Origin of the sequence: Ruoffia sp. FAM 24228, assembly GCF_045528575.1 — a bacterium.
GTDB lineage: Bacteria > Bacillota > Bacilli > Lactobacillales > Aerococcaceae > Ruoffia > Ruoffia halotolerans.
On sequence record NZ_JBGQQZ010000026.1, the window covers coordinates 1 to 25,040 of the forward strand.

Annotated in this window: 25 protein-coding genes and 1 other RNA gene; 7 read left to right on the top strand and 19 right to left on the bottom strand. The window is 36.1% G+C overall.

All coding sequences use genetic code 11. The features are described from left to right. Nucleotides 1-196: 196 nt before the first annotated feature. From ACEN33_RS06005 to ACEN33_RS06060, 12 genes are all read right to left on the bottom strand, one after another. Nucleotides 197-535 (bottom strand): HesB/YadR/YfhF family protein, encoded by a 339-nt coding sequence (locus tag ACEN33_RS06005; protein ID WP_407090941.1) that lies wholly within the window; start codon nt 533-535, stop codon nt 197-199. Nucleotides 536-619: 84 nt separating this feature from the next. Then, complete coding sequence (locus ACEN33_RS06010) at nt 620-1,249, bottom strand: response regulator transcription factor (RefSeq protein ID WP_138404651.1); 630 nt, start codon at nt 1,247-1,249, stop codon at nt 620-622. Then, nucleotides 1,246-2,313 carry a sensor histidine kinase gene (locus tag ACEN33_RS06015; RefSeq protein WP_407094743.1) on the bottom strand — a complete coding sequence of 356 codons (1,068 nt, stop codon included), beginning with the start codon at nt 2,311-2,313 and terminating at the stop codon, nt 1,246-1,248. The genes ACEN33_RS06010 and ACEN33_RS06015 overlap by 4 nt, the downstream gene beginning before the upstream one ends. Then, nucleotides 2,310-3,059, bottom strand: a complete 750-nt coding sequence (gene liaF, locus ACEN33_RS06020) for a cell wall-active antibiotics response protein LiaF (RefSeq protein ID WP_407093691.1) — start codon at nt 3,057-3,059, stop codon at nt 2,310-2,312. Before liaF ends, ACEN33_RS06015 begins: the two co-directional genes overlap by 4 nt. Before the next feature lie 131 nt (nt 3,060-3,190). After that, entirely contained in the window at nt 3,191-3,676 is a 486-nt protein-coding gene (gene greA, locus ACEN33_RS06025) for a transcription elongation factor GreA (RefSeq protein ID WP_138404648.1), read from the bottom strand. A 134-nt stretch (nt 3,677-3,810) separates the two neighbouring features. After that, nucleotides 3,811-4,437, bottom strand: a complete 627-nt coding sequence (gene udk / locus ACEN33_RS06030; RefSeq protein WP_407090292.1) for a uridine kinase — start codon at nt 4,435-4,437, stop codon at nt 3,811-3,813. Between the two features lie 52 nt (nt 4,438-4,489). After that, complete coding sequence (gene mltG, locus ACEN33_RS06035) at nt 4,490-5,713, bottom strand: endolytic transglycosylase MltG (RefSeq protein WP_407090291.1); 1,224 nt, start codon at nt 5,711-5,713, stop codon at nt 4,490-4,492. 144 nt (nt 5,714-5,857) lie between these two features. After that, the gene (locus tag ACEN33_RS06040) at nt 5,858-6,160 is read right to left on the bottom strand and encodes a DUF1292 domain-containing protein (protein WP_218930794.1); all 303 of its coding nucleotides are present in this window, start codon (nt 6,158-6,160) and stop codon (nt 5,858-5,860) included. Nucleotides 6,161-6,179: 19 nt separating this feature from the next. Continuing rightward, nucleotides 6,180-6,620 carry a Holliday junction resolvase RuvX gene (ruvX, locus tag ACEN33_RS06045; RefSeq protein WP_407090290.1) on the bottom strand — a complete coding sequence of 147 codons (441 nt, stop codon included), beginning with the start codon at nt 6,618-6,620 and terminating at the stop codon, nt 6,180-6,182. Further along, nucleotides 6,620-6,880 (bottom strand): IreB family regulatory phosphoprotein, encoded by a 261-nt coding sequence (locus tag ACEN33_RS06050; RefSeq protein WP_338489244.1) that lies wholly within the window; start codon nt 6,878-6,880, stop codon nt 6,620-6,622. Before ACEN33_RS06050 ends, ruvX begins: the two co-directional genes overlap by 1 nt. Before the next feature lie 233 nt (nt 6,881-7,113). Continuing rightward, the gene (gene alaS / locus ACEN33_RS06055) at nt 7,114-9,771 is read right to left on the bottom strand and encodes an alanine--tRNA ligase (RefSeq protein WP_407090289.1); all 2,658 of its coding nucleotides are present in this window, start codon (nt 9,769-9,771) and stop codon (nt 7,114-7,116) included. A gap of 280 nt (nt 9,772-10,051) precedes the next feature. After that, the gene (locus tag ACEN33_RS06060; protein WP_407090288.1) at nt 10,052-10,855 is read right to left on the bottom strand and encodes a Cof-type HAD-IIB family hydrolase; all 804 of its coding nucleotides are present in this window, start codon (nt 10,853-10,855) and stop codon (nt 10,052-10,054) included. Nucleotides 10,856-11,082: 227 nt separating this feature from the next. On the opposite strand from ACEN33_RS06060, the gene ACEN33_RS06065 reads away from it, so the two are divergent. Then, a complete protein-coding gene (locus tag ACEN33_RS06065; protein ID WP_407090287.1) occupies nt 11,083-11,889 on the top strand; it encodes a diacylglycerol/lipid kinase family protein in 807 nt (268 codons plus the stop codon). Between the two features lie 158 nt (nt 11,890-12,047). Continuing rightward, entirely contained in the window at nt 12,048-13,397 is a 1,350-nt protein-coding gene (locus ACEN33_RS06070) for a D-serine ammonia-lyase (RefSeq protein ID WP_407090286.1), read from the top strand. 62 nt (nt 13,398-13,459) lie between these two features. Here ACEN33_RS06070 and ACEN33_RS06075 read toward each other — a convergent pair whose 3' ends face one another. Further along, nucleotides 13,460-15,919: an ATP-dependent RecD-like DNA helicase gene (locus tag ACEN33_RS06075; RefSeq protein ID WP_407093690.1), complete on the bottom strand. Its 2,460-nt coding sequence runs from the start codon at nt 15,917-15,919 to the stop codon at nt 13,460-13,462. Between the two features lie 148 nt (nt 15,920-16,067). Between ACEN33_RS06075 and ACEN33_RS06080 the strand changes: the two genes are divergently transcribed. Next, entirely contained in the window at nt 16,068-16,643 is a 576-nt protein-coding gene (locus ACEN33_RS06080; protein ID WP_407090284.1) for a peptidase dimerization domain-containing protein, read from the top strand. 252 nt (nt 16,644-16,895) lie between these two features. Here the strand turns inward: ACEN33_RS06080 and mnmA are convergent, their stop codons facing one another. From mnmA to ACEN33_RS06095, 3 genes are read right to left on the bottom strand one after another with little or no spacing between them, the layout of a single operon-like run. Then, the gene (gene mnmA, locus ACEN33_RS06085; protein WP_407094744.1) at nt 16,896-18,020 is read right to left on the bottom strand and encodes a tRNA 2-thiouridine(34) synthase MnmA; all 1,125 of its coding nucleotides are present in this window, start codon (nt 18,018-18,020) and stop codon (nt 16,896-16,898) included. Nucleotides 18,021-18,054: 34 nt separating this feature from the next. After that, entirely contained in the window at nt 18,055-18,390 is a 336-nt protein-coding gene (locus tag ACEN33_RS06090; protein WP_407090282.1) for a cysteine desulfurase, read from the bottom strand. Next, entirely contained in the window at nt 18,363-19,541 is a 1,179-nt protein-coding gene (locus ACEN33_RS06095) for a cysteine desulfurase family protein (protein ID WP_407090281.1), read from the bottom strand. The genes ACEN33_RS06090 and ACEN33_RS06095 overlap by 28 nt, the downstream gene beginning before the upstream one ends. Nucleotides 19,542-19,755: 214 nt before the next feature. Between ACEN33_RS06095 and ACEN33_RS06100 the strand changes: the two genes are divergently transcribed. Then, nucleotides 19,756-21,018, top strand: a complete 1,263-nt coding sequence (locus tag ACEN33_RS06100; protein WP_407094745.1) for a replication-associated recombination protein A — start codon at nt 19,756-19,758, stop codon at nt 21,016-21,018. Between the two features lie 103 nt (nt 21,019-21,121). After that, nucleotides 21,122-21,313: non-coding RNA, 6S RNA (gene ssrS / locus ACEN33_RS06105), on the top strand. An 86-nt stretch (nt 21,314-21,399) separates the two neighbouring features. Here the strand turns inward: ssrS and ACEN33_RS06110 are convergent. Continuing rightward, the gene (locus ACEN33_RS06110) at nt 21,400-21,780 is read right to left on the bottom strand and encodes a VOC family protein (protein WP_138404632.1); all 381 of its coding nucleotides are present in this window, start codon (nt 21,778-21,780) and stop codon (nt 21,400-21,402) included. A gap of 403 nt (nt 21,781-22,183) precedes the next feature. On the opposite strand from ACEN33_RS06110, the gene ACEN33_RS06115 reads away from it, so the two are divergent. Then, nucleotides 22,184-22,813, top strand: coding sequence for a response regulator (locus ACEN33_RS06115; RefSeq protein ID WP_407094167.1), 630 nt, complete (start codon nt 22,184-22,186; stop codon nt 22,811-22,813). Nucleotides 22,814-22,831: 18 nt separating this feature from the next. Then, entirely contained in the window at nt 22,832-23,119 is a 288-nt protein-coding gene (locus tag ACEN33_RS06120; RefSeq protein WP_407090278.1) for a hypothetical protein, read from the top strand. A 53-nt stretch (nt 23,120-23,172) separates the two neighbouring features. On the opposite strand, the gene pyrR is transcribed toward ACEN33_RS06120, so the two are convergent. Further along, nucleotides 23,173-23,703, bottom strand: coding sequence for a bifunctional pyr operon transcriptional regulator/uracil phosphoribosyltransferase PyrR (pyrR, locus tag ACEN33_RS06125; RefSeq protein WP_407090277.1), 531 nt, complete (start codon nt 23,701-23,703; stop codon nt 23,173-23,175). A 67-nt stretch (nt 23,704-23,770) separates the two neighbouring features. Beyond that, complete coding sequence (locus ACEN33_RS06130; RefSeq protein WP_138404628.1) at nt 23,771-24,958, bottom strand: acetate/propionate family kinase; 1,188 nt, start codon at nt 24,956-24,958, stop codon at nt 23,771-23,773. Nucleotides 24,959-25,040 lie beyond the last annotated feature (82 nt).

Below are 25,040 nucleotides of genomic sequence, written 5' to 3' on the forward strand. Positions count from 1 at the left end.
TTGCCTCCGGCTTCCTTCAGATTCCACCTCACGGTGGACACCCTTGCCTTTAGCTAACAGTTCCTACTGCCAAGTCTGTAGTGGACTTTCACCACCAAGTTATCGCCCATGCCGGGCGCACATGCAACAACAAAATAGCTACCATTAGCAATTTTGTTGCTAACAATAGCTATAAATTTTATTTAATAGTTTGCACCTAATTTAAATCCACACCGTCTTTACGGTAAATATATTTTGGTTCATGTAATTCATCATTAAAAGAAACTATTAAGTCATGTTCTTTAAAGAACCACTCATCGTCTTTTTCAATAAAGAATAATAAGCCATTATCAGAAGTAAATGTAACAATTGGAGAATGCGGCTCTGTAGGTTCAACTTGTAATGCGAATGAATCTTGTACTGGACTACTTCCGTAGATCATAGTTTTAAAGCGAATTCCTGCACCTTCAGCTCTTCCAACTTCTTCTTCAAACCATTTGACTGCTTTATCTTCAACAATTAATTCCATATATATGTGCGTGGCATAATTAGCCACTTCCTCCTTTTATTATCACTACGCTTTGAGTATAAATGATTTTTATTATAATAACCAGTATTCTGCTTGAATAAATTGAATTGCTTATACGAGTTCATGCTGATAAGCATAGATAGTTGCTTGTGTGCGGTCATTTACTTCAAGTTTAGATAAGATATTCGAAACATGTGTTTTTACTGTTTTTAGCGTGATGAATAGCTCATCTGCAATTTCTTGATTGGTATACCCTTTTGAAACTAATAATAATACTTCTAATTCACGATTGGTTAAATCATCGTGTGCTTGTTTTTGTCTGGATTTATCTTCATATTCTAACAACTTACTTGTTACTTCAGGTCCCATCACCGTGTCGCCTTCGTAAGTCGCACGGATAGCATCCGCAATTTCACTGGCAGAAGATGTTTTTAATAAATAACTCTTAGCGCCGGCTTCAATCGCAGGATAGACTTTTTCGTCATCGATGAAAGATGTCACAATAATAATTTTGGCTTCTGGCCACTCTTCCATAATTTTTTGAGTCGCTTCTACTCCATCCATGACTTCCATCACCAAATCCATCAAGATGATGTCTGGTTTATCTTCTAATGCTTTGTGATAACCCATAAGACCATTTTCAGCCTCACCGATCACTTCGATGTCGGGTTGGACATCCAAGTAGGATGACACCCCTAAACGTACCATTTCATGATCATCGACTAGTAATACTTTAATCATACATTTACCTCTCTTCTCGAAATGGGAATTTGAATATCGATGGATGTTCCTTTACCAATTGAACTAATTATATTCAATATTCCGCCTAAACTCTTCACACGCTCTTCCATATTACGAAGCCCGTAATTACCTTTTTGTTTAGCTGTGCTCACATCAAACCCTTGCCCATCATCAATAATTTTTAATTGAATTGAATGTTTATCTTGAGTTAAATAAATTTCAACTTTATTCGCTTTCGCATGCCGCATCGTATTAGATATAGCTTCTTGTACGATTCGGAATAAGTGATCTTCAATCCCACTATCAACTTTTACGGGTGCAAGATTCCAATGAATTTCCATCGGGATCTTAGTATCTAATTCTTCTAATAAGTGTTTAATACCTTGATCGAGACGTTGATCCATTAAGTCAATCGGTCTTAAGTGAAGGAGTAAAGCCCGCATCTCAGTTTGGGAGTTTCCAATAATCTCTTCAACTTTTTTTACAGAGTTTGTTACCGACAACTCTTCTCTCTCAGCAACTTCACTAATAGCTGAAATCATCATCGTCGCAGCGAATAATTGCTGACTGACAGAATCATGCAACTCACGTGCAATCCGATTACGTTCATTCTCAATAATTTCTTCTTTAGTATCTTCACCTACAAACACTGGCGCTGCCGTATATTCTTGAAGATCAGCCGAAAGATCAACAATCTTATCCCGTAGTCGATTGATATCTTTCGCCGTTTGTCTTGAAGCATCAAACCAATTTCCGCCTTGTAATTCTTTGCGGAATATTTCATTTTGATACTTTCCTAATAGTAACCAATTAATTCGTGCTCTAATTTGTTCAAAAGGTGAACTCAGAGCAACTGTTAGTATAATTGCTAACACGATACTCAAAGTTAAGATAAAAGCGATAATAATCAAATACACTGGAATATTAAAAAACTCAACGGTAAACACCTCTGACAGTGTCATCACATTTAATTCAAAAATTAGAATTCCAAAAATAATGACGACAATGGCTGAAAAACTAACGAATTGAAAGATGAATAAATGAGTCCATAAACGAAAATTCATAAAATAATCACCTCAAGATCTCCAAATGTCACTGATACAATGACATTCACTTTTCGATTTGAGTCCCCATAATCTGGACTCATCCAACGGAAATTATCAGCTGTCAATGAATAACGTTGGGATTCAAATACGACCCCTCCTGAAATTGTACTGATATTTAACTTCACACCAATATCATTAGGAATAATTAATCGCGTTCGACCGAACAACTTTCTGATGATAATCGTCGTCTCTCCTTGAGGTAAGATTGTATTACCAAAATCCAAGATATGATTACCTCCGAACAGAACAATATTCACATCATCCCATTCAAATTCAACTTTCTTCTCTCTGTATGAATCAAAAATCGATTCTTGATCCAGAATCGTTCGCTGTTCACTTTGGGGTTCAATCAGTTTTACCCCTAAGTAATTACTTTCAGACTTCTTAGGTAAGATTAACGCATTTTTAAAATGAATTAACTCATTGCCATCTTTACTTCTGAATAAAATTAAAAACAAGATGATCACTAATAATAATACCCAAACTGATTGAATCATAAGCAAACTTAAGATAAGTAAAAATAAAGCTGCGACAAAAATTATTAAACGAAGGATACGATTTCCAATAAATAATCCGACGATAAATAGTATAAAAGATACTCCGATAAGACCTATAATTTTCCAGTCTAAAAAGATGTCAAATAATATAAGCACCAGACTAACCGCAAATACAATAAAAATGTTTTGTCTTAAAAAATTTTGCATATAACACCTCTGTTCCATAAAATTAGTATAACAGATTCTGAAGTAGAAAATGAATATCGCTTCCTATTTTCCGATAAAAAATAAGTCTGCCTTATAAAAAGACAGACTTATTAATACTTAACTATTCAAGACTATTCATCAGCTGCTTCAATTTTGATGATTTTAACATCAAAAGATCCGCCTGGCGTTTGAATCGAAACAACATCATTTAATTTTTTACCTAAAATTGCTTGGGCAATCGGTGAGTCATTAGAAATTTTATATTCTAATGGGTCAGCTTCTGCACTACCAACAATTGTATACGTTTCTTCGTCGCCATCTGGTACTTCAACAAAAGTAACTTTACGACCTAATGAAACTTCATCTTTAGCAACGTCTTTATCATCAATAATTTCTGCGAAACGAATCATATTTTCAATACTTGAAATACGACCTTCCACAAAAGCTTGCTCATCTTTAGCTGATTCATACTCAGAGTTCTCTGATAAATCCCCAAAACTTCTTGCGATTTTAATACGTTCAATAATTTCTTTACGTTTATTGACTTTTAAATCTTCTAATTCTTGTTCTAATTTTTCTTTACCTGATAAAGTCATTGGATAGACTTTTTGATCCATGTTATTCTCTCCTTCTTGAAACGATAGAAATAAGATAGCACGTTATTTACTATTTTTCAATCTAAATTTTTATTTTTTATATAAAAGAATAATAAACAATCGTAGTTTACCGCTAATCACGATCGTTTATGTAATTATTTTTGATTCAAGATTGTTGCAATCTTCGTTGTTAATAAGTCAATCGCAACTTGATTGTAGCCACCTTCTGGTACGATGATATCAGCATAACGTTTCGTAGGTTCGATGAATTGGTGGAACATCGGTTTCACGACCTCTACGTATTGTTTAATCACTGACTCAACCGTTCTACCTCGTTCATTAATATCACGAAGTATTCGTCTAGCTAAGCGAATGTCGTCGTCAGTATCTACATACACTTTAATATCCATTAAGTCTCGGATGCGTTTATCATCTAATATTAAAATCCCTTCAACGATAATAACATCACGGGAAACTTCATATTCCGTTTCATTACTTCGTGTATGATTTGTAAAATCATAAATTGGTTTCTCAATTGAACCACCTTCAATTAATGTCACCAGATGATTGTAAAATAAATCATTATCAAACGCTAATGGATGATCATAATTTGTCTTCAATCTCTCTTCTAGTGGAAGGTCACTTTGATTTTTATAATAATAATCTTGTTGTAACAACATTACTGATAGTCCTTCGAAAGTTTCTAATATTCGACTACTTACACTCGATTTTCCACTTCCTGAACCACCGGAAACGCCAATTACTACTGGTTTCGTCCCCATAAACAATCTCGCTTTCTATGTTTAATAATAACTGTAAAATTGAGTATCAATCTTACTCAACCGATTCGTCAACAATTTCCTCAGCTTCCTCATCTGTTGTAGTTTCATCTTCGCCAGCTTCTGCTTCAATGGAAGCTTGTCGACTATTTACAAATTCTTCAACTAACGCGTCGTGTTCTTCAATTGTGCTTGAATAATATATTTCCTGCGTATCGATATCAGCCACGAAGTAATAATAATCATTCCATGTAGGATAGATTGCAGCAACAATCGCTTGGTAACTCGGTGTTCCAATCGGACCAGGTGTTAATCCGTCATACATGTATAAGTTATACGGCGAATCTACTTCTAAATCTGTATAAGTTACAAATTCTCGATGCTCACCTAATGCATATAAGACCGTTACATCCGATTGAAGTGGCATACCTACTTCTAGACGATTATAGAACACACCTGAAACAAGACCACGATCTTCTTCTGTAATTGCTTCGCGTTCAATAATTGAGGCAAGTGATAATACTTCATGATAAGAAAGGTACGTATTCGTTAAATCATCCACTAATCGTTGATAATTTAAATTCGCGGCACTGACCATTTCTGTAATTAATTCTTGCGCCGTCATTCCAGCAAAGTAATCATAAGTTGCTGGGAATAAGTAACCCTCTAAAGTATATTTTAAGCCTTCTAATTGCGTCACTTCTTCTAAAAGTGATGGGAATTGGCTTTGAAGATTTGTTATGAATTCCTCATCTTGAACAGTATCCATAAACTCTTCTTCTGTAATCGCTGTATTCTTGTTAACCAGGGTAGTAATTTCGTCAATAGTTGCCCCTTCAATCACTGTGATGGTTGTATCTGCATCAACAAAGATTGGTTCCCCACCCGCTTGAAGTGTTGTTAGAACTTGTTGTGCATCCATCGATGGTGAAAATTGATAATGACCCGCTTGAAGTGCTTCTTCATTATTGGCCTTCATATAAATTCCAAAGATATCCGCATGACGGACAATCTCATTCTCTTCAAGTATATTCGCAACATCATCTGAAGTACTATCAAAGGGTATCGTCACTTCTACTAGTTGATCATTATTCGAATTAACAGGACTCAATGCTTTCGTTACATAGAAATAACCAAATATAGCCGTACCCACTACAATTAATATAATTAGTAAGATAATAATGCGAACGATTCGGTTGGTCCACAATCGCTCTTTCACTCGTTCGGTCTCGGTTTCCTTGGCACGTTGTTTAATATCTTCCCAAGATTCTTTTGACATAGTTTCTCCTTTATGTAGAACTTTTTACTGAAAGATTATAACAGAGAAGTAGTACTATTACCATAATACTTCTATTACAAAAACATCACACATCTACCGATAGGTAAAAGTGTGACGTATTGTAAATCATTCTGTTATCTTAAACTACTCATCTTCATCTAACAAGAATGTATTAAGTACTTCCTCAACCATGTCCCATTCTTCTTCAGTTTGGATAGGTTGTAACGCTCCTGTTGTTCCATCTTCAGCTTCAGTGTATGAAAATGCTTGTAATTCAACATCTTCTTCTTCATTTGTTCCAGCTGGATAAACTAAAACATAGCTTTTTTGGAAATCTTCTGAATCAAAAGTAAACAAAATTTCGTGTAGCGTTTCATTTCCCTCTTCGTCAAAGATTGTAATATATTCATGTTCGTTGTGGTGTTCATGATTGTGTTCGTTTTCCATATTAAGTAATCTCCTTAAATCATAGTTGTGGTTTTGAATCTAAATAGTTTTGTAAAATGATGACAGCTGCGACTTTATCGATAACTTTTTTGCGTTTCTTACGGGAAACATTCCCCTCGTTAATTAACATCTTTTCTGCTTGAGAAGTTGTTAATCGCTCATCTTGATACACGACCTCTACGTCTGGATGATGCTCTTTAATAAGATCACCATATCTCATGGAAGCCTCTGCTCTTGGACCAATGGAGTTATTCATATTCTTTGGAAATCCAATGACAACTGTATTGACATTCTCTGATTTTATAATTTCACTCAGACGTTCAATCCCAAATTCGTTCGCATCTTCATCAATTCTAATCGTCTCTAACCCTTGGGCAGTCCAGCCAAGTAAATCACTGAGTGCGACTCCGACTGTCTTTGAACCAACATCTAGACCCATAACTCTTTGATATTTGCTCATTAACTCTCTTCTTGTGTTAGATAGAATTCTACTAACTTCTCCAGAATTTCATCTCGTTCATGACGACGTATTAAGTTACGTGCATCGCGGTGACGAGGGATATATGCAGGATCTCCTGAAAGTAAATAACCAACTATTTGATTAATTGGATCATACCCTTTTTCTTCAAGTGCGCTATAGACTATCTCCAATGTTTCTCTTACTGTGCGTTTATTAATATCGTCCAGTTTGAATAGTATTGTTTCATCTAATGATTGCATCGCTTTCACCAAACCTTTCATATCTGTAAAGCCATCGATTTTAGATCTTTTGCGATGTACTTCGAGTTAACAACATTCTAACATACTTTGCGTATAATTACTTAGTAAATTCCTTCGCAAGCTATAATTTGTAATGGAATTGTCACAATCAATGCTAAAAAGCACAATGAAAGAACAGATAGAGTTGGAAGCGGTTTATTCAATCCAATCTGTCTGTCCTCTCTCAAATAAACTTATGCTTCTTTAATTGTTGCTTTTATTGCCTCAGGGATTGCATTAATCATATCTTGAATTCCTGCAGGTTTTTTCCCTCCAGCTTGAGCCATTTGTGGTCGTCCACCACCGCCACCGCCAATTAATTTAGCTAATGGTTTAATAATATCTCCCGCTTTTGTTCCTTTTGCGACAGTTTCATCATCAACAAAGACTAATAAAGTCGCTTTATCATCTTGGTTAGATACGGCTACTAGGATATTTGATGCCTGTTTTTCACGCCAAACATCTCCTAATTGACGTAAGCCATCTGTTGATTGATTTTCTTGAACGACACTTACAAAAGTGATGCCTTCAACTTCTTCAGTCTCATTGAATAAATTACCAGACTCTTCTTGTAATAATTTTGCAGATAGAGATTCAACTTTAGAGTGCGCTTCTTTCAATTCTTCTTGTAATTGGTGAATACGAGGTAGAAGCTGTTGCGTTTGTTGGACTTTTAATTCAGCTTGAACAGCTTGTAATATTGCTTCTTTCTCTTGATAATATTCAATCGCAGCTTGCCCTGTAAGAGCTTCGATTCGGCGAATTCCCGCACCAATCCCTGACTCACTCACTAATTTGAAGGTACCAATATCATTAGTATTCGATACGTGTGTTCCCCCACAAAGTTCAATCGACTCATTCCCAATGTTTACAACACGAACGATATCACCATATTTCTCACCGAACAATGCCATTGCGCCTAATGCTTTCGCTTCATCAATTGGCATTTCGTTAATATCAACGTTCACCGCATTTTGAATAAAGTCATTTACATATTGTTCAATCTGTTTTAACTCTTCGTCTGTCACTTTACCAAAGTGCGAGAAGTCAAAGCGTAAGCGATCTGGCCCAACATAAGAACCTGATTGATTCGCATGCTCACCTAAGATTGTCTTAAGACCTTGGTGTAATAAGTGAGTTGCTGTATGATTTTGGTTTGTCTTCAGGCGAGTTTTCCCATTTACGACTAGCGTATATGATTGACCTTCGTTTAGACGCATGCTTAACGGTTTTACTTTATGCATATATTGGCCGTTAGGTGCTTTTTGGACATCATTAACTTCTGCGATTAATTCACTACCGTCGTAAATTCCACCTGAATCCGCTACTTGACCACCCATTTCAGCATAGAATGGACTGCGATTGAAGAATACCCACGCTTCTTCATTAATTGGAAGATGGTCTAAACTCTCTTCATCTTTAATGATCGCTTTAATTGTCGCATTGCTTGATAATTGGCTGTGTCCGACGAACTCAAATTCAGATGTGACAGCTTGTAATGCTTCTGATTGTACTGACATACTTTCTTCATTCGATCTTGCAGCTCTCGCACGCTCACGTTGTTTTTCCATCTCAACTTCGAAGCCGTCATTATCTACAGTAAAGTTGTTTTCTAATGCCATCTCTTCAGTTAATTCTAATGGGAATCCAAATGTGTCGTATAATTGGAAAGCTTGCTCTCCAGATACAACGGTCTTTCCTTCCTCTTTTAATTGGGCCAAGATGTTTTCTAATTGCAACTCTCCATCGCCAATTGTTTCATGGAATCGTTCTTCTTCGTTTTTAATAATTGATTGAACGAAATCTAATTTCTCATTAAGTTCAGCGTAGTAGTCACCCATGATTTCAGTGATTGTTGGAACTAAATCACTTAAGAATAAAGTTGTAATTCCCAAACGACGACCATGCATTACACTTCGACGGATTAAACGACGAATAATATATCCACGACCTTCATTCGATGGTAAAGCACCATCACTAATCGCAAATGCAACGGCACGAATATGGTCAGCAATAACTTTGAAGCTGACTTTCCCTTCATTACTTTTGCTATATTTAATGCCATCCGTTAGCGTTTCAATTTTTTCAATAATTGGCATAAATAAATCCGTTTCAAAGTTCGTTGGTGTATCTTGAATAACTGATACTAAACGCTCTAAGCCCATCCCTGTATCGACGTTTTTATGTGGAAGAGGTACATAAGTATCATCTGGCATATGGTTAAATTCAGAAAACACTAAGTTCCAAATTTCTAGCCAACGCTCATTTTCCCCACCAGGATAGTTTTCTGGATCATCTTCGGCAAGATTATTATACGATTCACCGCGGTCATAGAAAATTTCTGTGTCCGGCCCACAAGGTCCAGCACCAATATCCCAAAAGTTATCTTCAACTGGTACTAGGTGTGAGTTATCAAAGTTTGGAATAGCCTCCCATAACTCTTTTGTTTCAGTGTCCTCTGGATAATAAGTGACAAATAATTTTTCTGGATCGAATCCTAACCATTTTTCCCCAGTTAAGAATTCCCAAGCCCATTCAATCGCTTCTTCTTTGAAATAATCTCCGATTGAAAAGTTTCCTAACATCTCAAATAAAGTATGATGTCTTGCTGTGACACCTACGTTTTCAATGTCATTTGTACGAATACTCTTTTGTGAATTTGTAATTCTCGGATTTTCTGGCGTTTCCGTTCCATCAAAATATTTCTTAAGCGTTGCAACACCTGAGTTAATCCATAGTAAAGTTGGATCATTAATTGGTATTAGCGATGCACTCGGACGGATGTCATGACCTTTACCTTTATAAAATGTTAAAAATAAATCTCTAATTTCTGCACTTGTTAATTGTTTCATCCAAACACCCCTTTAAAATAATAAAAGAGCCGTTATATGCAAGGGCGAAAATCGCGGTACCACCTCGCTTATAACAACTCAAGTTCTTATATCTCAATTGCCGTTAACGCCGACTTACGCTAAATTTTCACTTAGTTATACATGAGGAGCATCATTCTTGTCGTTTCTTTCACCTACTGAAACGTCTCTGTTATTAAGTCTGATATGGTCTCAAATCATTAATATTATACATAATTAGCCTGTTTAATGTCAACTATAAATAGCCAGTATAGATTCATTCTTAATAAAAATATTTGTCTAGAACTTGAACAACACCATCTTCATCATTTGTTCCCGTCACATCATCTGCAATGCCTTTCAGATAATCAGAAGCATTCCCCATCGCGACACCTACTCCTGCTACTTCGATCATTGGCGCATCATTATTCCCATCACCAACCGCCACAACTTCACTGATATCTATACCGATATGATCACATAGCCTTTGTAAACTCAGGCCTTTAGAAACATCTCGGTGCATAAATTCTAGGAAGTAGTCTTTTGACGTCGCTGCATTTGTTGCTTTACCAAATTTTCCTTGGAGTTCTTCATTATGTTTTGCGACAATCTCTGGATCACCAACCGCGATAAATTTTAATTCTTCTGATTCTAAGTTATTCGCATAGTCACTGTCATAAATTGTTTCTAGCCCAGTTAATTCACCTTCAACATGACTGTAATCATTCTCACGACTTAGATAAACTTCATTATCACCATAAGCAATTAATGCTAAGCCTGTATCATGAATATATTGAACCAATTCTTTTTGTTCGTCGAAGTTCATTCGTTGGCTAAATAGCTCTTGCGCATTCTCCATACTTGTAACGACAGCTCCGTTAAAAGAAATCGTATGTGATTTATGGTGATCCAGCAATAATTCTTCGGCTTTTTGAACCGCTGATTTCGTTGGGCGTCCAGTTGCTAACACCAAGATAAAGCCATCCTCTTGGAATTGTATTAATCTTTCTTTAGTCACCGAACTAATTTCGTGATTACTATTTAATAAAGTATCATCAATATCCAAAACAAGCATTTTGTAAGACATATATACACTCCTTAATTTTTCAATATTTAGTCCGCTATATTGTATCATATTTTATGAGAAACTATGAGAATAGAATCACTTTTTTCATTTAACTCTTATTAAAAACCTATTGTCAAATCCTTAACAAAATATAACAATAGAAGTAATTCTTTATTAAATATATAAATTTGAGTATAATTGGTCTTAGTGTTTAAACTCAAATTGATAAAGAAATTACGAGGTGCTTTATGACAAATCGCGTACATATAATATGTCATCCTGAAGCGGGTAGCGGAGATGGAAACACCATCTTAAAAAAAGTTCATAGTGAATTGGACAGTTTCCAAATGGAATACATTACTTACTTAACTGACTATTCGACCCATGCTGAAGTTTTGACTGAACAGCTAGTTAACCGTGGTCACAAAAAATATCTGGATTATTTAGTGGTTGTTGGTGGGGATGGTACATTACATGAAGTGGTTCAAACTTTACACAAGAACCAAGCTGATATCCCAGTTACTTATGTTCCTGCTGGAACTGGAAATGATTTTTATCGAAGCTGGCAAAATGGCTTATCTGTCAGAGGTATCATTGAAATAATGTTATTCTCAGAAAAGCCCGTTTCAATTCCAATATTCACTTACAATAACCACATTACTAAACGACAAGGTGTCGTCTTAAATAATATGGGCTTTGGCTTCGATGCTGAGGTCAATTTTCGAGCTCAAAATCTTATTAAAAATTCTTTTTTATCAAAAATGGGTCTTGGAAAACTTTCGTACTTATTGGCTGTACTGCTTAGTTTAAATAGCGTGCGTCATTTTGCCGTATCGGGAAGTATTGATAATCATCAGTTTCACTATGATGATGTAAGTTTAGCTGGAATATTAAATTCCCCTACTTTAGGTGGTGGAATTAATATAGACCAATTAACAAGACCAAAAAATAATGAAATTGCCCTTGTCATCTACCGCGATATAAAATTATCGGTAATTTTCGATTTATTAATAAAAGTGTTAATTACAAAAAAACAAACGAATCTGATAATATAGATCGATATACGGGTCAAAAATTACAGTTAAAAATCACTGATCCGATTAGAGGTCAGGTTGATGGAGAAGACATACCTAAAAAGCCAGTAAACATTGATTTGGCTTTATCAACTTATCCATTTTATTTACCTAATTAGAAGGAGTTGCGTTTTAAAGTTATGAATGAAATTTTACATAAAGAATACTTAGAAACTGATTTATTCAAAAAAATCCAATTAGCCCAACCGGTTTTTTGGGAGAATAATTTAAAAATATCGTTTGATGAAGCAACCGAGAAAGTTCCTTATTCAAAAAATGATGTCGATGATGCAGAGGAAAGGTTAAAACGCTTTGCACCTTTTATTATCAAGGCTTTCCCTGAATCAGCTGTCAATGATGGCTTAATTGAATCTGAATTTACTGAAATTAATACAATGAAAGAATATCTAGAAGATACATATCAAACAACAATTTCTGGAAAACTTTTATTAAAACGTGATGATACCCTACCCATTGCTGGAACAATCAAAGCTCGGGGTGCAATCTACGAAGTATTAAAACATGCTGAAACACTTGCTTTAGAAAATGGTTTACTTGAATCAATTGAAGATAATTATGAAAAATTCTTAAACGACGAATTCAATGAATTCTTCGCTCAACATAAAATCATGGTTGGAACAACTGGTAATTTAGGCATTAGTGTTGGCGTGATGGGAGCTAAATTAGGCTTTAATGTCACAGTTCATATGTCAACTGAAGCGAAACAATGGAAAAAAGATTTATTGCGTTCAAGAGGAGTAAATGTCGTTGAGCATCAAACAAATTTTACGGAAGCTGTTAACCAAGGAAGAGCGGAATCTTTAAGCGATCCAACGTCTTACTTTGTTGATGATGAGCATTCGATTGAATTGTTTTTCGGTTATACAGTTGCTGCCAATCGTTTAGCAAGACAATTAGAAGAAGCCAACATCAAAGTTGATGCTGAACATCCTTTATTTGTCTACTTACCTTGTGGTATCGGTGGAAGTCCGGGTGGAATTAGTTTTGGTTTAAAACAAATTTATGGTGACCATGTTCATTGTATCTTTGCTGAACCAACTCAGATGCCTTCAATGCTTTTAGGCTTAGCTACAAAAGAATTTGACGGTGTCACAGTAGATGATTTCGGGATAGAATCTCGTACAATTATGGATGGTTTAGCTGTGCCACGCACATCTGGTCTTATTTCACGCATCATTCAATATTACTTCGATGCTGGCTACACCCTTACAGAGGACGAATCAATGCGCCTTCTAGGCAAAATGATTGATTTAGAGGCTATTTCACTTGAACCTGCTGCCCTAGCTGGTGTAGTAGGTGTGGTTCGCATGCTAACAACCGATTCAGGTCAAGATTTCTTAGCAAATCATCACCTTCAATCGAAACTAGATAAAGCCACTCATATCGCTTGGGCGACAGGTGGTAGTATGGTTCCTGAAGAAGATATGCAAGCATTTTACTTACAAGGAAAAGCAGTCGCTAAAGACTAAATAAAAAAAGAGAGAGTCAACGTATTCGTTCATGAACGAGCACGTTGACTCTCTTTTGTATTTTAATATGTTGAAGACATAAAATCATAAGGTGTGACACCGTCCATATTAATCATTGGATCAATTTGATTGATTGTCGCTTCCTTCAGTTCTAAAGGTTCTTCAATTTGTTCTTCTAATTCCATTTGAATCGATTCTGGTTCAGGGTTTTGCTGACTGGCTTCGTCTTCTTTGAAGTTTTCTTCCGTTTCATCTTCCTCATTTTCAGATGCTTCTTTGTCAAATTGAACCATCAATAATTCCCTTAAGAAGGTCTTACGAGGTTCTTTTTCACTTGTCACAGCTTTGTAGAAGCTATCAGGATTTCCAAGCATAATTAAGCTAGATTGGGCCCGTGTAATAGCTGTATATAAGATATCCTTTTGAAGTAATCGAGAGTACATATCGACCAAGGGCAGTATAACGAGAGGGTACTCACTCCCCTGCGCCTTATGAATCGAAGTACAATACGCTAATGTAAGTTGATCTAAATCAGATTTCTTATAAATAAGCTCAACATTATCAAATGACACGATGATCTCTTCAACTTTTGAAGCCGTCTCTTTCTTAAAGTGTATTGCCTCAATGCGTCCAATATCTCCGTTATAAACTCCATCTTCCGAATTATTTACTAGTTGCAATACTTTATCTCCAACTCTGAACACAGAATCAAAATGATTTATTTCCCGTTTTCTCGGTTTAGGTGGATTTAACAATTCTTGTAATAAAGTATTGAGAGCGTTAATACCTGCCGGTCCTTTATACATGGGAGCTAGTACTTGTAAGTTTGTCGCATCAAAGCCTTTTTTCTTAGCCGCTACAATAATTTGTTGTAACACATGACTAATTTGTTGTGCCGGAGCTTGAATAAATGACCGATCGTGTTGCTTCATTAAGAAATCTTCTGGTAAAAAACCTTGTCGAATCTTATGTGCCAAATCAATTATGGTACTATTTTGTGCTTGACGGTAGATTTTTTCTAAACGAAGTACGGGTAAAACATCAGATTCAATCAAGTCACTAAAGACTTTTCCTGGACCTACTGAAGGCAACTGGTCCTTATCCCCTACTAATACTACTTGTAAATGATACGGAATTGCTTGGACAAGCCAATTCATCAACCAAGTATCGACCATCGACATTTCATCGACAATTAGCAGTGAACCATCTAATTCGGCCGCATAAAATTCATCAACCTGAGAATCACGATTAAAGCCAATCAATCGATGAATGGTAGAGGCTGGTAAGCCGGTTGTTTCCTCCATTCGTTTAGCTGCTCGCCCTGTAGGTGCTGCAAGTAACACAGGATTTTCATCCACTTTTTTTGTTGCTTGTTCTAAATCATAGTCATGTAAGATTGAATGCAACAAGATAATCCCTTTAATTAAAGTCGTTTTCCCAGTTCCAGGTCCACCAGTTATCACTGAAATTGGAGATTGAATGGATGTTTTCAGAGCTTGTCGTTGACTCTCATCATAATTAATTCCACTGATTTTAACGACCTCATCAATCGCCTCATCGATTTCATCTTCTTCAAAGCGTTCAATTTGTTCATACTGAAAGTAATTATCGATTTTCTTAACGATGTTTAATTCAGCATAATATAAGCTTGGTATCATTAGATTATCAACTAAACGCATTAACTGTTCGTTTTGTACGGCTAATTCTACTGCTCGCTCCAATAATTCATCAGAAATCAAGTATCTTCGACTCGACTCTAATAATTTCCGTCCATTTTTCTTAGCCACTTCCTCAGGAACATATGTATCGCCATCGCTATTTGATAACTCTAATACGGATACATAAATCCCTGCGACAATCCGGTTAATATCTTCAGCATCAAAATCTAATTGTTCTGCTAACTGGTCTGCTTTATTAAAGCCGATACCATCAACATCTTCAATTAATTTATAAGGATTCTCTTTAATTAAAGTAATCGTTTCGCTTTCATATGCTCGGTATATTTTATCTGATAAGGCTGGACCAAAGCCCCATTCGCTTAATTGCATAAATATACGCTCAGTCCCTTGATGGCGTAGTAGCCCTTCGCGTAAGTCTTCGGCTTTTGCTTTTGATAAACCAGTGACGCCTTTCAAGGCATTCGAGTCCGATATAATCGTATCGATAGCATCCTGGCCTAATTCATCAACAATGCGTTCCGCTAATACTTTCCCGATACCTTTAAAACGGCTACTTGATAAATAGTCAACGAGCCCTTCGTAAGATGTCGGCGCTTTTTGTTGATACCTTGTTACAGCAAACTGTTCTCCATATTTGGGATGATTCGTTAATTTTCCAAAAAATTGATATTCCGTATCGAGATGAAGTGAAGCAAACATACCCGTAATGACTAATTCTTCATCTAACAATAAGTCTGTTTCATCTTGATCAACGCTAATGCGGACAACTTTATAGAAGTTCGACGGATTCTCAAAAAAAATCGCTTCTACGACACCGACAACTAACTCTTCTCCTTGAGACATTTACTTCACCTCCTTATAATTTTTCTAACTCATGTATCATATCATAATCCGTACATGATTTTAAATCTGATCATGGTGTGGAAGATGGAATTCTGTGAGGGAATTGGTGGTTAACTGGAGGTATTTTTTAGATTTTTCTAGTTAACGTATGACTAAAGATGCAATAGTGATGGTGTCTCAGTACATTGCACATATCCAAACCATTACCTCTAGAGCGACTGATCCGATGGAAGCAACTGTTTTAAATGTCGGTAAAGTAGAGGCTGGTGAGCCTTTTAACATCATTGCCGAGAAAGCTAAGCTTGAAGGTACCGTACGAACCTTTGATGCTAAAACTCGTGATATCGTAGAAACAGAAATGAAGCGCTATGCTGAAAGAGCCGCAGAGATGTATGGTGGTACAGTTAAATTTGAGTATCATCGATTATTAGATTCCGTAATTAATGAAACACAAAGCGCTCAGTTAGTTCAATCGATTGCGATAAATTCATTCGGTGAAGATTCAGTCGGAGACTTTCCACCAACAATGGGAGGCAAAGATTTTGGTGAGTACACGAACTATATTAATAGTGCCTTTGCGACAGTCGGAACACGCAACATCTCTAAAGGCTCAGACTGCCCTCACTACCATGCTTGTTTAAATGTGGTCGAGGAATCTTTAAAAGTTAGCGCAGAATTGTATGTCCAATATGCCATATCATATATATATCAAGATGAATTTTAATTAAAGAATAGTAAAAAAAACTCAAAGTTGTTCTCACACGAACTTCTTTGATTGCTATTTGTCTTATAAAGGTTGTGTTCACTTAATTATTTTGAGCATGTGATTCGAAATAATTTGAATGCCGGCGATGAAATTCTTGTTAACACTCTTTTCGAATAAAATAAAAACTGCTTAACCTTTAATAGTCGAATATATTATGGTATTAAAAAAGGTCAGAGTGACGAATCACTCTGACCTTCTTCAGTCTATTACTTATACGTATTGTCTTTTTTGGCTGTTTGAGAATGCAGCATCAATCGTTCCGCCACCTAAACATTCGTCTCCATCATAGAAGACTACCGCTTGACCTGGTGTAATTGCACGAACAGGTTCTTTAAAGTAAACTGTAGCAAAATCTGCTTCAGCATCGATCTCAACTTTAACTTCAACGTCTTGTTGACGGTATCTGAATTTTGCTGTACATTCAAATGTTCCGTCCACTGGTAAAGGACTAGTGAAACTTAAATCTGATGCTTCTAAGTAATCAGAGTATAGGTTTTCATGATGATATCCTTGACCAACATATAAAGTTTGTGTTTCAGTATCTTTACCAATGACAAACCATGGCTCGTTAGAATCGCCGCCCCCACCAATTCCTAAACCTTGGCGTTGACCGATAGTATAGTACATTAAACCTGAATGTTCACCTTTAACTTCTCCGTCAAGTGTCATCATTCTACCCGGTTTGTTCGGTAAGTAATTTGATAAGAATTCTTTAAAGTTACGTTCTCCAATGAAACAAACTCCAGTAGAATCTTTTTTCTTAGCAGTTGCTAAGCCTGCTTTTTCAGCAATTTCACGTACTTCTGATTTTTGTAAATGCCCTAATGGGAATAAACTTCTTTGTAATTGTTCTTGTGATAATTGGTTTAAGAAGTATGTTTGGTCTTTATTATTATCTACACCACGTAATAAATGAACGGTTCCATCTAAATCACGTTTCACCTGTGCGTAGTGCCCCATCGCAACATAATCTGCACCTAGATCTAAAGCATAATCTAAGAATGCTTTAAATTTCACTTCTTTATTACACATAACATCTGGATTAGGTGTGCGTCCTTTTTTGTATTCTGATAAGAAGTACTCAAACACACGGTCCCAATATTCTTTTTCGAAGTTTACAGAATAGTAAGGAATTCCAATCTGTTCAGCTACTAAAGCCACGTCCTTATAGTCTTCTGTTGCAGTACAGACTCCGAATTCATCCGTGTCATCCCAATTCTTCATAAATAACCCAATTACATCATAACCTTGTTCTTTTAATAGCAATGCTGTGACGGATGAATCCACACCGCCACTCATTCCTACGACAACTCTAGTATTGCTGTTATCTGACATTGTCATTTCCTTTCTATAACTTTTATTTTTGTTTTTATTTTTCGTTTAATACATTACGGTCAACAAAGCCATCAAAGATAAAATTCACTTTTTCAACGATCATGCTATTATTATCTAATTTTGAAATATCTACGGCAGTTAGACCTTTTTCGTTCACTGTTGATATTTTAAGTCCTTTTAGATCTTTATCAACAGTTACTTTTAATACAAGACCTTGTTTATGTGTAGAGTCTAGTGCTCTTTTATAAATAAAGTTCCCACTTTTTGTGTCAGTAAAGCCATTATCACGTAAAGTGTATGGACGTGCCTCTGGGCTCACACTAAATGTACGGTTGAATCCTTTTAATTCTGCAGTTTCTTTGAATGCCATAAATCGATCTTCCCCTCTGATATTTTCTTTAAACTATGGATAAATTGATCGATGTCTTCTCGTGTAGTTTGATAACCGAATGAAATTCGTAAACTTTGGCTCCACCGTTCTGGTTGATCGGGGTAATAAGCTTTTAAAATGTCACTCTCAATGAGACTCCCTGCGGAACATGCACTTCCCGCTGAGATATAAACATCATCTAAATCCATTTTTATTAGCATTTGGCTTGCTATATTACCATTAAACCACAAATTATTGATATATGGTACTCGATTATTCATATCGCCATTAATTTCAAATTCAATATCACGTTCATTCAGCGCCTCAATTAAATAAAGATGTAACTTTTCATATTTACTATATGTTTCTTCTTGCTCAGCGAAAGTCAATTCGAGTGCTTTTACCATCCCTAAGATATAAGGGCCATTCTCAGTACCTGATCGCATCTTATTTTCTTGACCGCCACCATAAAGTAAGGGTCCAAGATGGTTATGTTCTTGGAAAGAACGATATATTAAGAAGCCAATCCCTTTTGGACCATTAAACTTATGGGCAGAACCAACAAAGGTCGTGCATTTCAACTGTGAATAGTCATAAGCCATTGGCCCTACTGCTTGAACAGAATCAATGTGAAACCATAGATTGCGCTCATTCGCTTCTTCACCTAACTCAAAGATGGGCAGAATTGAACCAACTTCATTGTTAACTGCCATCGCAATCCAACCAATTGTTTGATCAGTTGTAACGTCTATGAACTGCTGGACTGTTATCTCACCTCTTTCATTCGGTTGAATATATGTTACTTCAAAGCCTTGAGTCTCAAGATATTTCGTTACGTTTGTAACGGACGGATGTTCAATTGCGGTAGTCACAATATGATTTCCTTGCCCTAATTCTTTTGACTTCTCGGCTTGAGAGCGAATTGCCCAATTGTTTGCTTCAGTCGCACCACTTGTAAAGTAAACTTCTGATTCGTCCACATTCAATAGCTCTGCGAGCTGTTTACGTGCTTGGATCATTGAGTGCTTTACTTTTTTTCCAAGGCGATATGTGCTTGATGGATTCCCATAATCATTCAGTAATGAATCATGGATCACTTCCAGAACTTCTGGTCGCACTGCTGTCGTCGCAGCATTATCTAAATAAACCATTTAAACCCTCCTTTCAACATGTCTATTAATACAACTTTAACATTATAACACAAGTTTGAATAACTGCAATATCTAAGTTTATCAATATATAAAATAATAACTTTAATCTAGAAATTATCAATTAATTCAAATATCATATATAATACATTAGATAATTATTATTTAGTTTACATATATAAACAATGAATACAACTTATTGCGAAAGGAGTATCTTATGCAACAACCATTAGCTTACCGTATGCGCCCTAAACATATTGACGAAGTTTTGGGACAGAAACATCTTGTTGGCGAAGGAAAAATTATACGACGGATGGTGATTTCAGAACGTCTATCATCGATGATTCTTTACGGACCTCCTGGTACAGGTAAAACAAGTATCGCCAGTGCCATTGCGGGTAGTACGAAATATGCTTTTCGGATCTTAAATGCTGCCACAGATTCTAAAAAAGACATGGAAGTAGTCGTTGAAGAAGCGAAGATGTCGGGAACTGTTATTATGTTACTTGATGAAATTCATCGCTTAAATAAAGTGAAGCAAGACTATTTACTACCTTATCTAGAAAATGGTCGGGTCATACTCATTGGAGCTACTACTGAAAATCCATACATCACCATTAATCCGGCGATTCGAAGTCGATTACAAATATTTGAAGTAAAACCTTTGGCTCCCGAAGATATTAAATTAGGTCTTCAAAGAGCCCTAGAAGATAATGACATCGGCTTAGGTGAATATAATGTAGAGATTCCAGATGATATATTAAATCATTTCTCTCATGTGACCAATGGCGATATTCGCTCTGCCTTAAATGCCCTAGAATTGGCTGTCTTATCAACCAAACCCGATAAAGATAATGTCATTAAAATTACACAAGACGTCGCTGAAGAATGTCTGCAACATAAACGGATGACGCATGATAAAGATGGAGATGCTCATTACGACGCCATCTCTGCCCTTCAAAAATCAATTCGAGGGAGCGATGTCGATGCAGCGATGTATTACTTAGCAGTTTTATTAGAAGCAGGTGAATTAACTATTGCTTGTAGGCGGTTATTGATTATTGCTTATGAAGATATTGGTTTAGGAAATCCTGGAGCTACTTCACGGACAGTTTCGGCTGTGACAGCAGCTGAAAAAGTTGGCTTGCCTGAAGCGCGGATCCCATTAGCTTTTGCGGTCGCCGATTTAGCTTTAAGTCCTAAATCAAACACAACTTATCGTGCCTTAAACAGTGCAATGGCAGATATTTCAGCGGGTAATGTCGGACAAGTGCCCGATCATATTCGTGACGCTCACTACTCCGGTGCTGAAAAATTAGGTCGTGGTGTTGAATATAAATACCCGCATGATTTCCCGCATCATTATGTCGAACAACAATATTTACCTGATAATTTGAAGCGTCGTCAATACTTCGAACCTGATCCTACAGGTAAATATGAAGAAGCTCTCGCTCAAATATATAAGCAAATTAAACAATAATAACGATACCTATCTGTGTCAGTAACCCTTTACAAGCTTGTCAGGGCAACACATCTTATTTTGTTGCAATTTATTATATTAGTGCTATAATGTATTTAACAAAGGTTCTCTGAGGTGTACGTTGTATATATATTGTGTGGACCGAACATTTCTTTTTATCTCGGGATCCTATGATCTTGTTTCTATGACAAGCCTTTTACACTTGGAAGTCAGAAAAAGCAAGTGTGGAGCCCACCTGTAATTACTTGCAGGTTCAATAACATATATATACGAAAACGGCACCACCGGATGCCTTTTAGTCGGCTTTACAGCCGACTTTTTTTGTGCACATTAATATAAGCCTCGAGTGTTAACTATTGAACACTTGAGGCTTACTGCAATTTAATCTGTTGTTAGTTCGATACGGTTTCCATCTAGATCAAGAACAACTGCTTCGTAATAGCCATCTCCTGTCGTTCTTGGTCCATCTAATAAGTCATAGCCATCATTAGTTAAACGCTTTGTAAATTGATCGACATCATCTTTGTCCCCTACACTAATTGCTAAATGGGCATAACCAAACAATTCCCCTGCTGCTTCAGTCATATCATCACGATGCATAATTTCTAATCGTGCCCCACTTGCGAATGTTAAAAAGTATGATTTAAACCCTTTTTTCTCATTGTGATATAAATCATTTGCAGAAGCGTCAAAATAAGTTTCATAAAATTGTCGTGTCTCTTCAATATCTTTAACCCACATGCCAATATGTTCAATCTTCATATTACTCCTCCTTCATTAATTCAATTTCATTATACATTTTATTAGTAACGTCACCAAACATGGGTTCTTCTTATAAACCTAATGACTTATAACAGTCAAATTAAATGTAATTTAAGATGAAATTAGGTATAATAAGACATATAAAGATAGGAGGAATGAACATGCGTAATTGGCCTTGGTTAAAAATTATTTGGTATGTCATTTTAATCGTTTTAGCTATCAAAACATCTAGCGATCAAGCGGAAAAAGCTAGCTAATATATAAGCAATTATTCTAATTTTGCTTAATTTTAGTCGAGTACCAGAGATGATTCACTTCATCTCTGGTACTTTTTTTAATCTTCCGTGACAATCATTGTAAATTCAACTACAATTAAAGAAACATGATAAAAGGGGTGAACATGTTGACAACTGTAATGATTATTGATGATGATCCAATAGTAGTAGAATCTTTGAGTTTAATTATTGAGAATGGTGGCTACGAAGTAATAATAACCGGCTATTCTGCTGAAGAAGCCATTGCTAATTACTCAATTTACAAGCCAGACATCACATTGTTAGATATTCGAATGCAAGATAAATCCGGAATCGATGCTGCTTCGACTATTTTGAGTGAATTTCCGCAAGCAAAAATTCTACTCGTTACTACTTTTGAAGACTCAGATTTCATACAAGCTGCCCTTCAATTAGGGTGTACAGGCTATATCTTAAAGCAAAATATTAAAAGTATCTTGCCAGCCATTGAAGCTGTTCTTAATAATCAGACCGTTCTCGATAATACTATCGTGAATAACGTTGCTCAATCAGTCTCTCAATCAAATCAAGAAATATTGAGTGAACTCACACCTCGTGAATTAGATATTTATCAAGCTGTCGCAGAAGGCTTGAATAATAAAGAAATTGCCGAAAAATTTTATCTGAGTGAAGGAACAGTTCGAAACTATATATCACAACTGTTACTGAAGTTGGAGTTGCGTGATCGGACCCAGCTTGCGATCAGTTATTATAAAGGCAATGAATTCAAAGAAAATTAATCAAAGGAAGGTTTACAAATGATATTTAATATTTTAATTTATGCTTTTCCTGCTATGTTTATGATATTGGGTGCATATTTATTAATCTATAGACGGACTTTACTCGAAGTATTCGGCGATTATTCCAATAAAGTTATTATTATTTTTAGTATATTGCTATTTTTAGTGGGGATTCTCGGCTTTATTTTAGTCGTAAATAATCTGATTGACTTAATGTTAATTTGGATGTTAGCAGCACTCTTCGTCGTCTTCTTTATGGTATTTGTCTTTTATTGGTTATTCAAAGCCAACAATGGAAAAAAATAACATAAAAAATGTGGGGAACAGACTCAATTTTAAGAGCCTGTTCCCCACTTTTTTTAATCTAATACACTGACTAAATCTTTTCCGTCAACTTCTTCAACTTCTACTTTGACTCTCTCTTGCTTAGATGTTGGAATATTCTTTCCAACATAGTCTGGTCGAATTGGTAATTCTCGGTGTCCGCGATCAACAAGAACAGCCAATTGAATGTGTGATGGGCGCGCATTTTCTAAGATGGCATCCATGGCTGCACGAACGGTTCTTCCGGTATAAAGAACATCGTCCACTACTACTACTTTCTTTCCAGTTAAATCATGTTCAAAAGAAACAGCTTTTACTTCAGGACTGACAGATTTTTTAGATAAATCATCGCGATAGAAAGTGATGTCCAAAATTTCCAGCGGTAATTTTACGCCTTCTATTTCTTCGACCTTTTCTTGTAGGCGTTTTGCTAAAAACTCGCCTCTTGTTTTAATTCCAAGAATCACCAGTTTTTCCGTCGATTTATTCTTCTCTAAGATCTCATGGGCAATACGCTTTAATGTTCTTTGCATACCGCTTTGATCCATTAATTCTCTTTCACTCATTGTCATGACCTCCTTTTAAAAATAGACCGCTCAACCAATTAGGTTTGCGGTCTGATTATGTTAATTATTATTTGAAGCGTTCAACGTCACGTGCAATCGCTACTTCTTCGTTTGTAGGAATGTTGTAGATTGCAAATCTTGAGTCGTCAGTTGAAATTAATGCTTCTTTACGAGTGTCGTTACGCTCGTCATCAATTTCTCCACCAAAGAACGTAATTCCGTCCATGATTAATTTTCGTGTAATTCCAGAGTTTTCACCAATACCTGCTGTGAATACTACTGCATCAACACCGTTCATAACTGCGATGTATTGAGCGATGTATTTTTGAACACGATTCATGAAGATATCTAACGTTAATTGTGCACGTTCGTTACCTTCTGCCGCAGCATCTTCAACGTCACGCATATCACTTGATACACCTGATAAACCTAGTAAACCAGATTTTTTGTTAAAAATTGTGATTACATCGTTCACATCAGTGATGTTTAATTTGTCCATTAAGAATGGAATGATTGATGCATCGATATCACCTGTACGAGTACCCATTGTTACACCAGCTAAAGGAGTGAATCCCATTGATGTATCTACAGATTTACCACCGTCAACGGCTGTAATTGATGCACCGTTACCTAAGTGACACGTAATGATTTTTAAGTCTTCGATAGGTTTGCCCATTAATTCAGCTGCACGTTTACTTACGAAATCATGACTTGTTCCGTGAGCACCGTACTTACGGATTTGGAAGTCTTCGTAGTATTCGTAAGGTAAGCTGTATAAGTAGTTAACTTCTGGCATTGAAGTATGGAAAGATGTATCAAATACTGCTACGGCAGTTGCGTGTGGTAAACGCTCTTCAAACACATGCATAACTTCTGCTTCTGCTGGGTTATGTAAAGGTGCGAATTCACTTAAGTCTTCAACTTGTTTAATTACTTCTGGAGTAACTAAAGTTGATTCTTTAAAGATTTCTCCACCTGCTACTACACGGTGCCCTACACCTGTAATTTCAGTTAGATCGGTGATAATTTGGAATTCTTCTAATTTATCAAATAACATATCAACCGCTTGAGCATGAGTTGCGATATCTTCTGTTACAGTAAACTCTTGATCATCACCATATTCGATTGTAAATACTGAATTGTTGATACCAATTCTTTCTACTAACCCTTTAGCAATAACTGATTCTTCTGGCATATTGTATAACTGGAATTTTAAGCTTGAGCTCCCAGCATTAATTGCAAATGTTTTAGACATTAATTAATTCTCTCCTCTTCAATATAAGTCATAATTCTATTATACATTTATTATAACAGATTGCATTAGAAGTTCTCTACTA

Excerpts from the sequence above, each read along its gene's own strand:
- ACEN33_RS06010 (WP_138404651.1), bottom strand. The coding sequence starts at position 1,249 with ATGATTAAAGTATTACTAGTCGATGATCATGAAATGGTACGTTTAGGG.
- ACEN33_RS06015 (WP_407094743.1), bottom strand. The coding sequence starts at position 2,313 with ATGAATTTTCGTTTATGGACTCATTTATTCATCTTTCAATTCGTTAGT.
- liaF (WP_407093691.1), bottom strand. The coding sequence starts at position 3,059 with ATGCAAAATTTTTTAAGACAAAACATTTTTATTGTATTTGCGGTTAGT.
- greA (WP_138404648.1), bottom strand. The coding sequence starts at position 3,676 with ATGGATCAAAAAGTCTATCCAATGACTTTATCAGGTAAAGAAAAATTA.
- udk (WP_407090292.1), bottom strand. The coding sequence starts at position 4,437 with ATGGGGACGAAACCAGTAGTAATTGGCGTTTCCGGTGGTTCAGGAAGT.
- mltG (WP_407090291.1), bottom strand. The coding sequence starts at position 5,713 with ATGTCAAAAGAATCTTGGGAAGATATTAAACAACGTGCCAAGGAAACC.
- ACEN33_RS06040 (WP_218930794.1), bottom strand. The coding sequence starts at position 6,160 with ATGGAAAACGAACACAATCATGAACACCACAACGAACATGAATATATT.
- ruvX (WP_407090290.1), bottom strand. The coding sequence starts at position 6,620 with ATGAGCAAATATCAAAGAGTTATGGGTCTAGATGTTGGTTCAAAGACA.
- ACEN33_RS06050 (WP_338489244.1), bottom strand. The coding sequence starts at position 6,880 with ATGCAATCATTAGATGAAACAATACTATTCAAACTGGACGATATTAAT.
- alaS (WP_407090289.1), bottom strand. The coding sequence starts at position 9,771 with ATGAAACAATTAACAAGTGCAGAAATTAGAGATTTATTTTTAACATTT.
- ACEN33_RS06060 (WP_407090288.1), bottom strand. The coding sequence starts at position 10,855 with ATGTCTTACAAAATGCTTGTTTTGGATATTGATGATACTTTATTAAAT.
- ACEN33_RS06065 (WP_407090287.1), top strand. The coding sequence starts at position 11,083 with ATGACAAATCGCGTACATATAATATGTCATCCTGAAGCGGGTAGCGGA.
- ACEN33_RS06070 (WP_407090286.1), top strand. The coding sequence starts at position 12,048 with ATGAATGAAATTTTACATAAAGAATACTTAGAAACTGATTTATTCAAA.
- ACEN33_RS06075 (WP_407093690.1), bottom strand. The coding sequence starts at position 15,919 with ATGTCTCAAGGAGAAGAGTTAGTTGTCGGTGTCGTAGAAGCGATTTTT.
- ACEN33_RS06080 (WP_407090284.1), top strand. The coding sequence starts at position 16,068 with ATGACTAAAGATGCAATAGTGATGGTGTCTCAGTACATTGCACATATC.
- mnmA (WP_407094744.1), bottom strand. The coding sequence starts at position 18,020 with ATGTCAGATAACAGCAATACTAGAGTTGTCGTAGGAATGAGTGGCGGT.
- ACEN33_RS06090 (WP_407090282.1), bottom strand. The coding sequence starts at position 18,390 with ATGGCATTCAAAGAAACTGCAGAATTAAAAGGATTCAACCGTACATTT.
- ACEN33_RS06095 (WP_407090281.1), bottom strand. The coding sequence starts at position 19,541 with ATGGTTTATTTAGATAATGCTGCGACGACAGCAGTGCGACCAGAAGTT.
- ACEN33_RS06100 (WP_407094745.1), top strand. The coding sequence starts at position 19,756 with ATGCAACAACCATTAGCTTACCGTATGCGCCCTAAACATATTGACGAA.
- ACEN33_RS06110 (WP_138404632.1), bottom strand. The coding sequence starts at position 21,780 with ATGAAGATTGAACATATTGGCATGTGGGTTAAAGATATTGAAGAGACA.
- ACEN33_RS06120 (WP_407090278.1), top strand. The coding sequence starts at position 22,832 with ATGATATTTAATATTTTAATTTATGCTTTTCCTGCTATGTTTATGATA.
- pyrR (WP_407090277.1), bottom strand. The coding sequence starts at position 23,703 with ATGAGTGAAAGAGAATTAATGGATCAAAGCGGTATGCAAAGAACATTA.
- ACEN33_RS06130 (WP_138404628.1), bottom strand. The coding sequence starts at position 24,958 with ATGTCTAAAACATTTGCAATTAATGCTGGGAGCTCAAGCTTAAAATTC.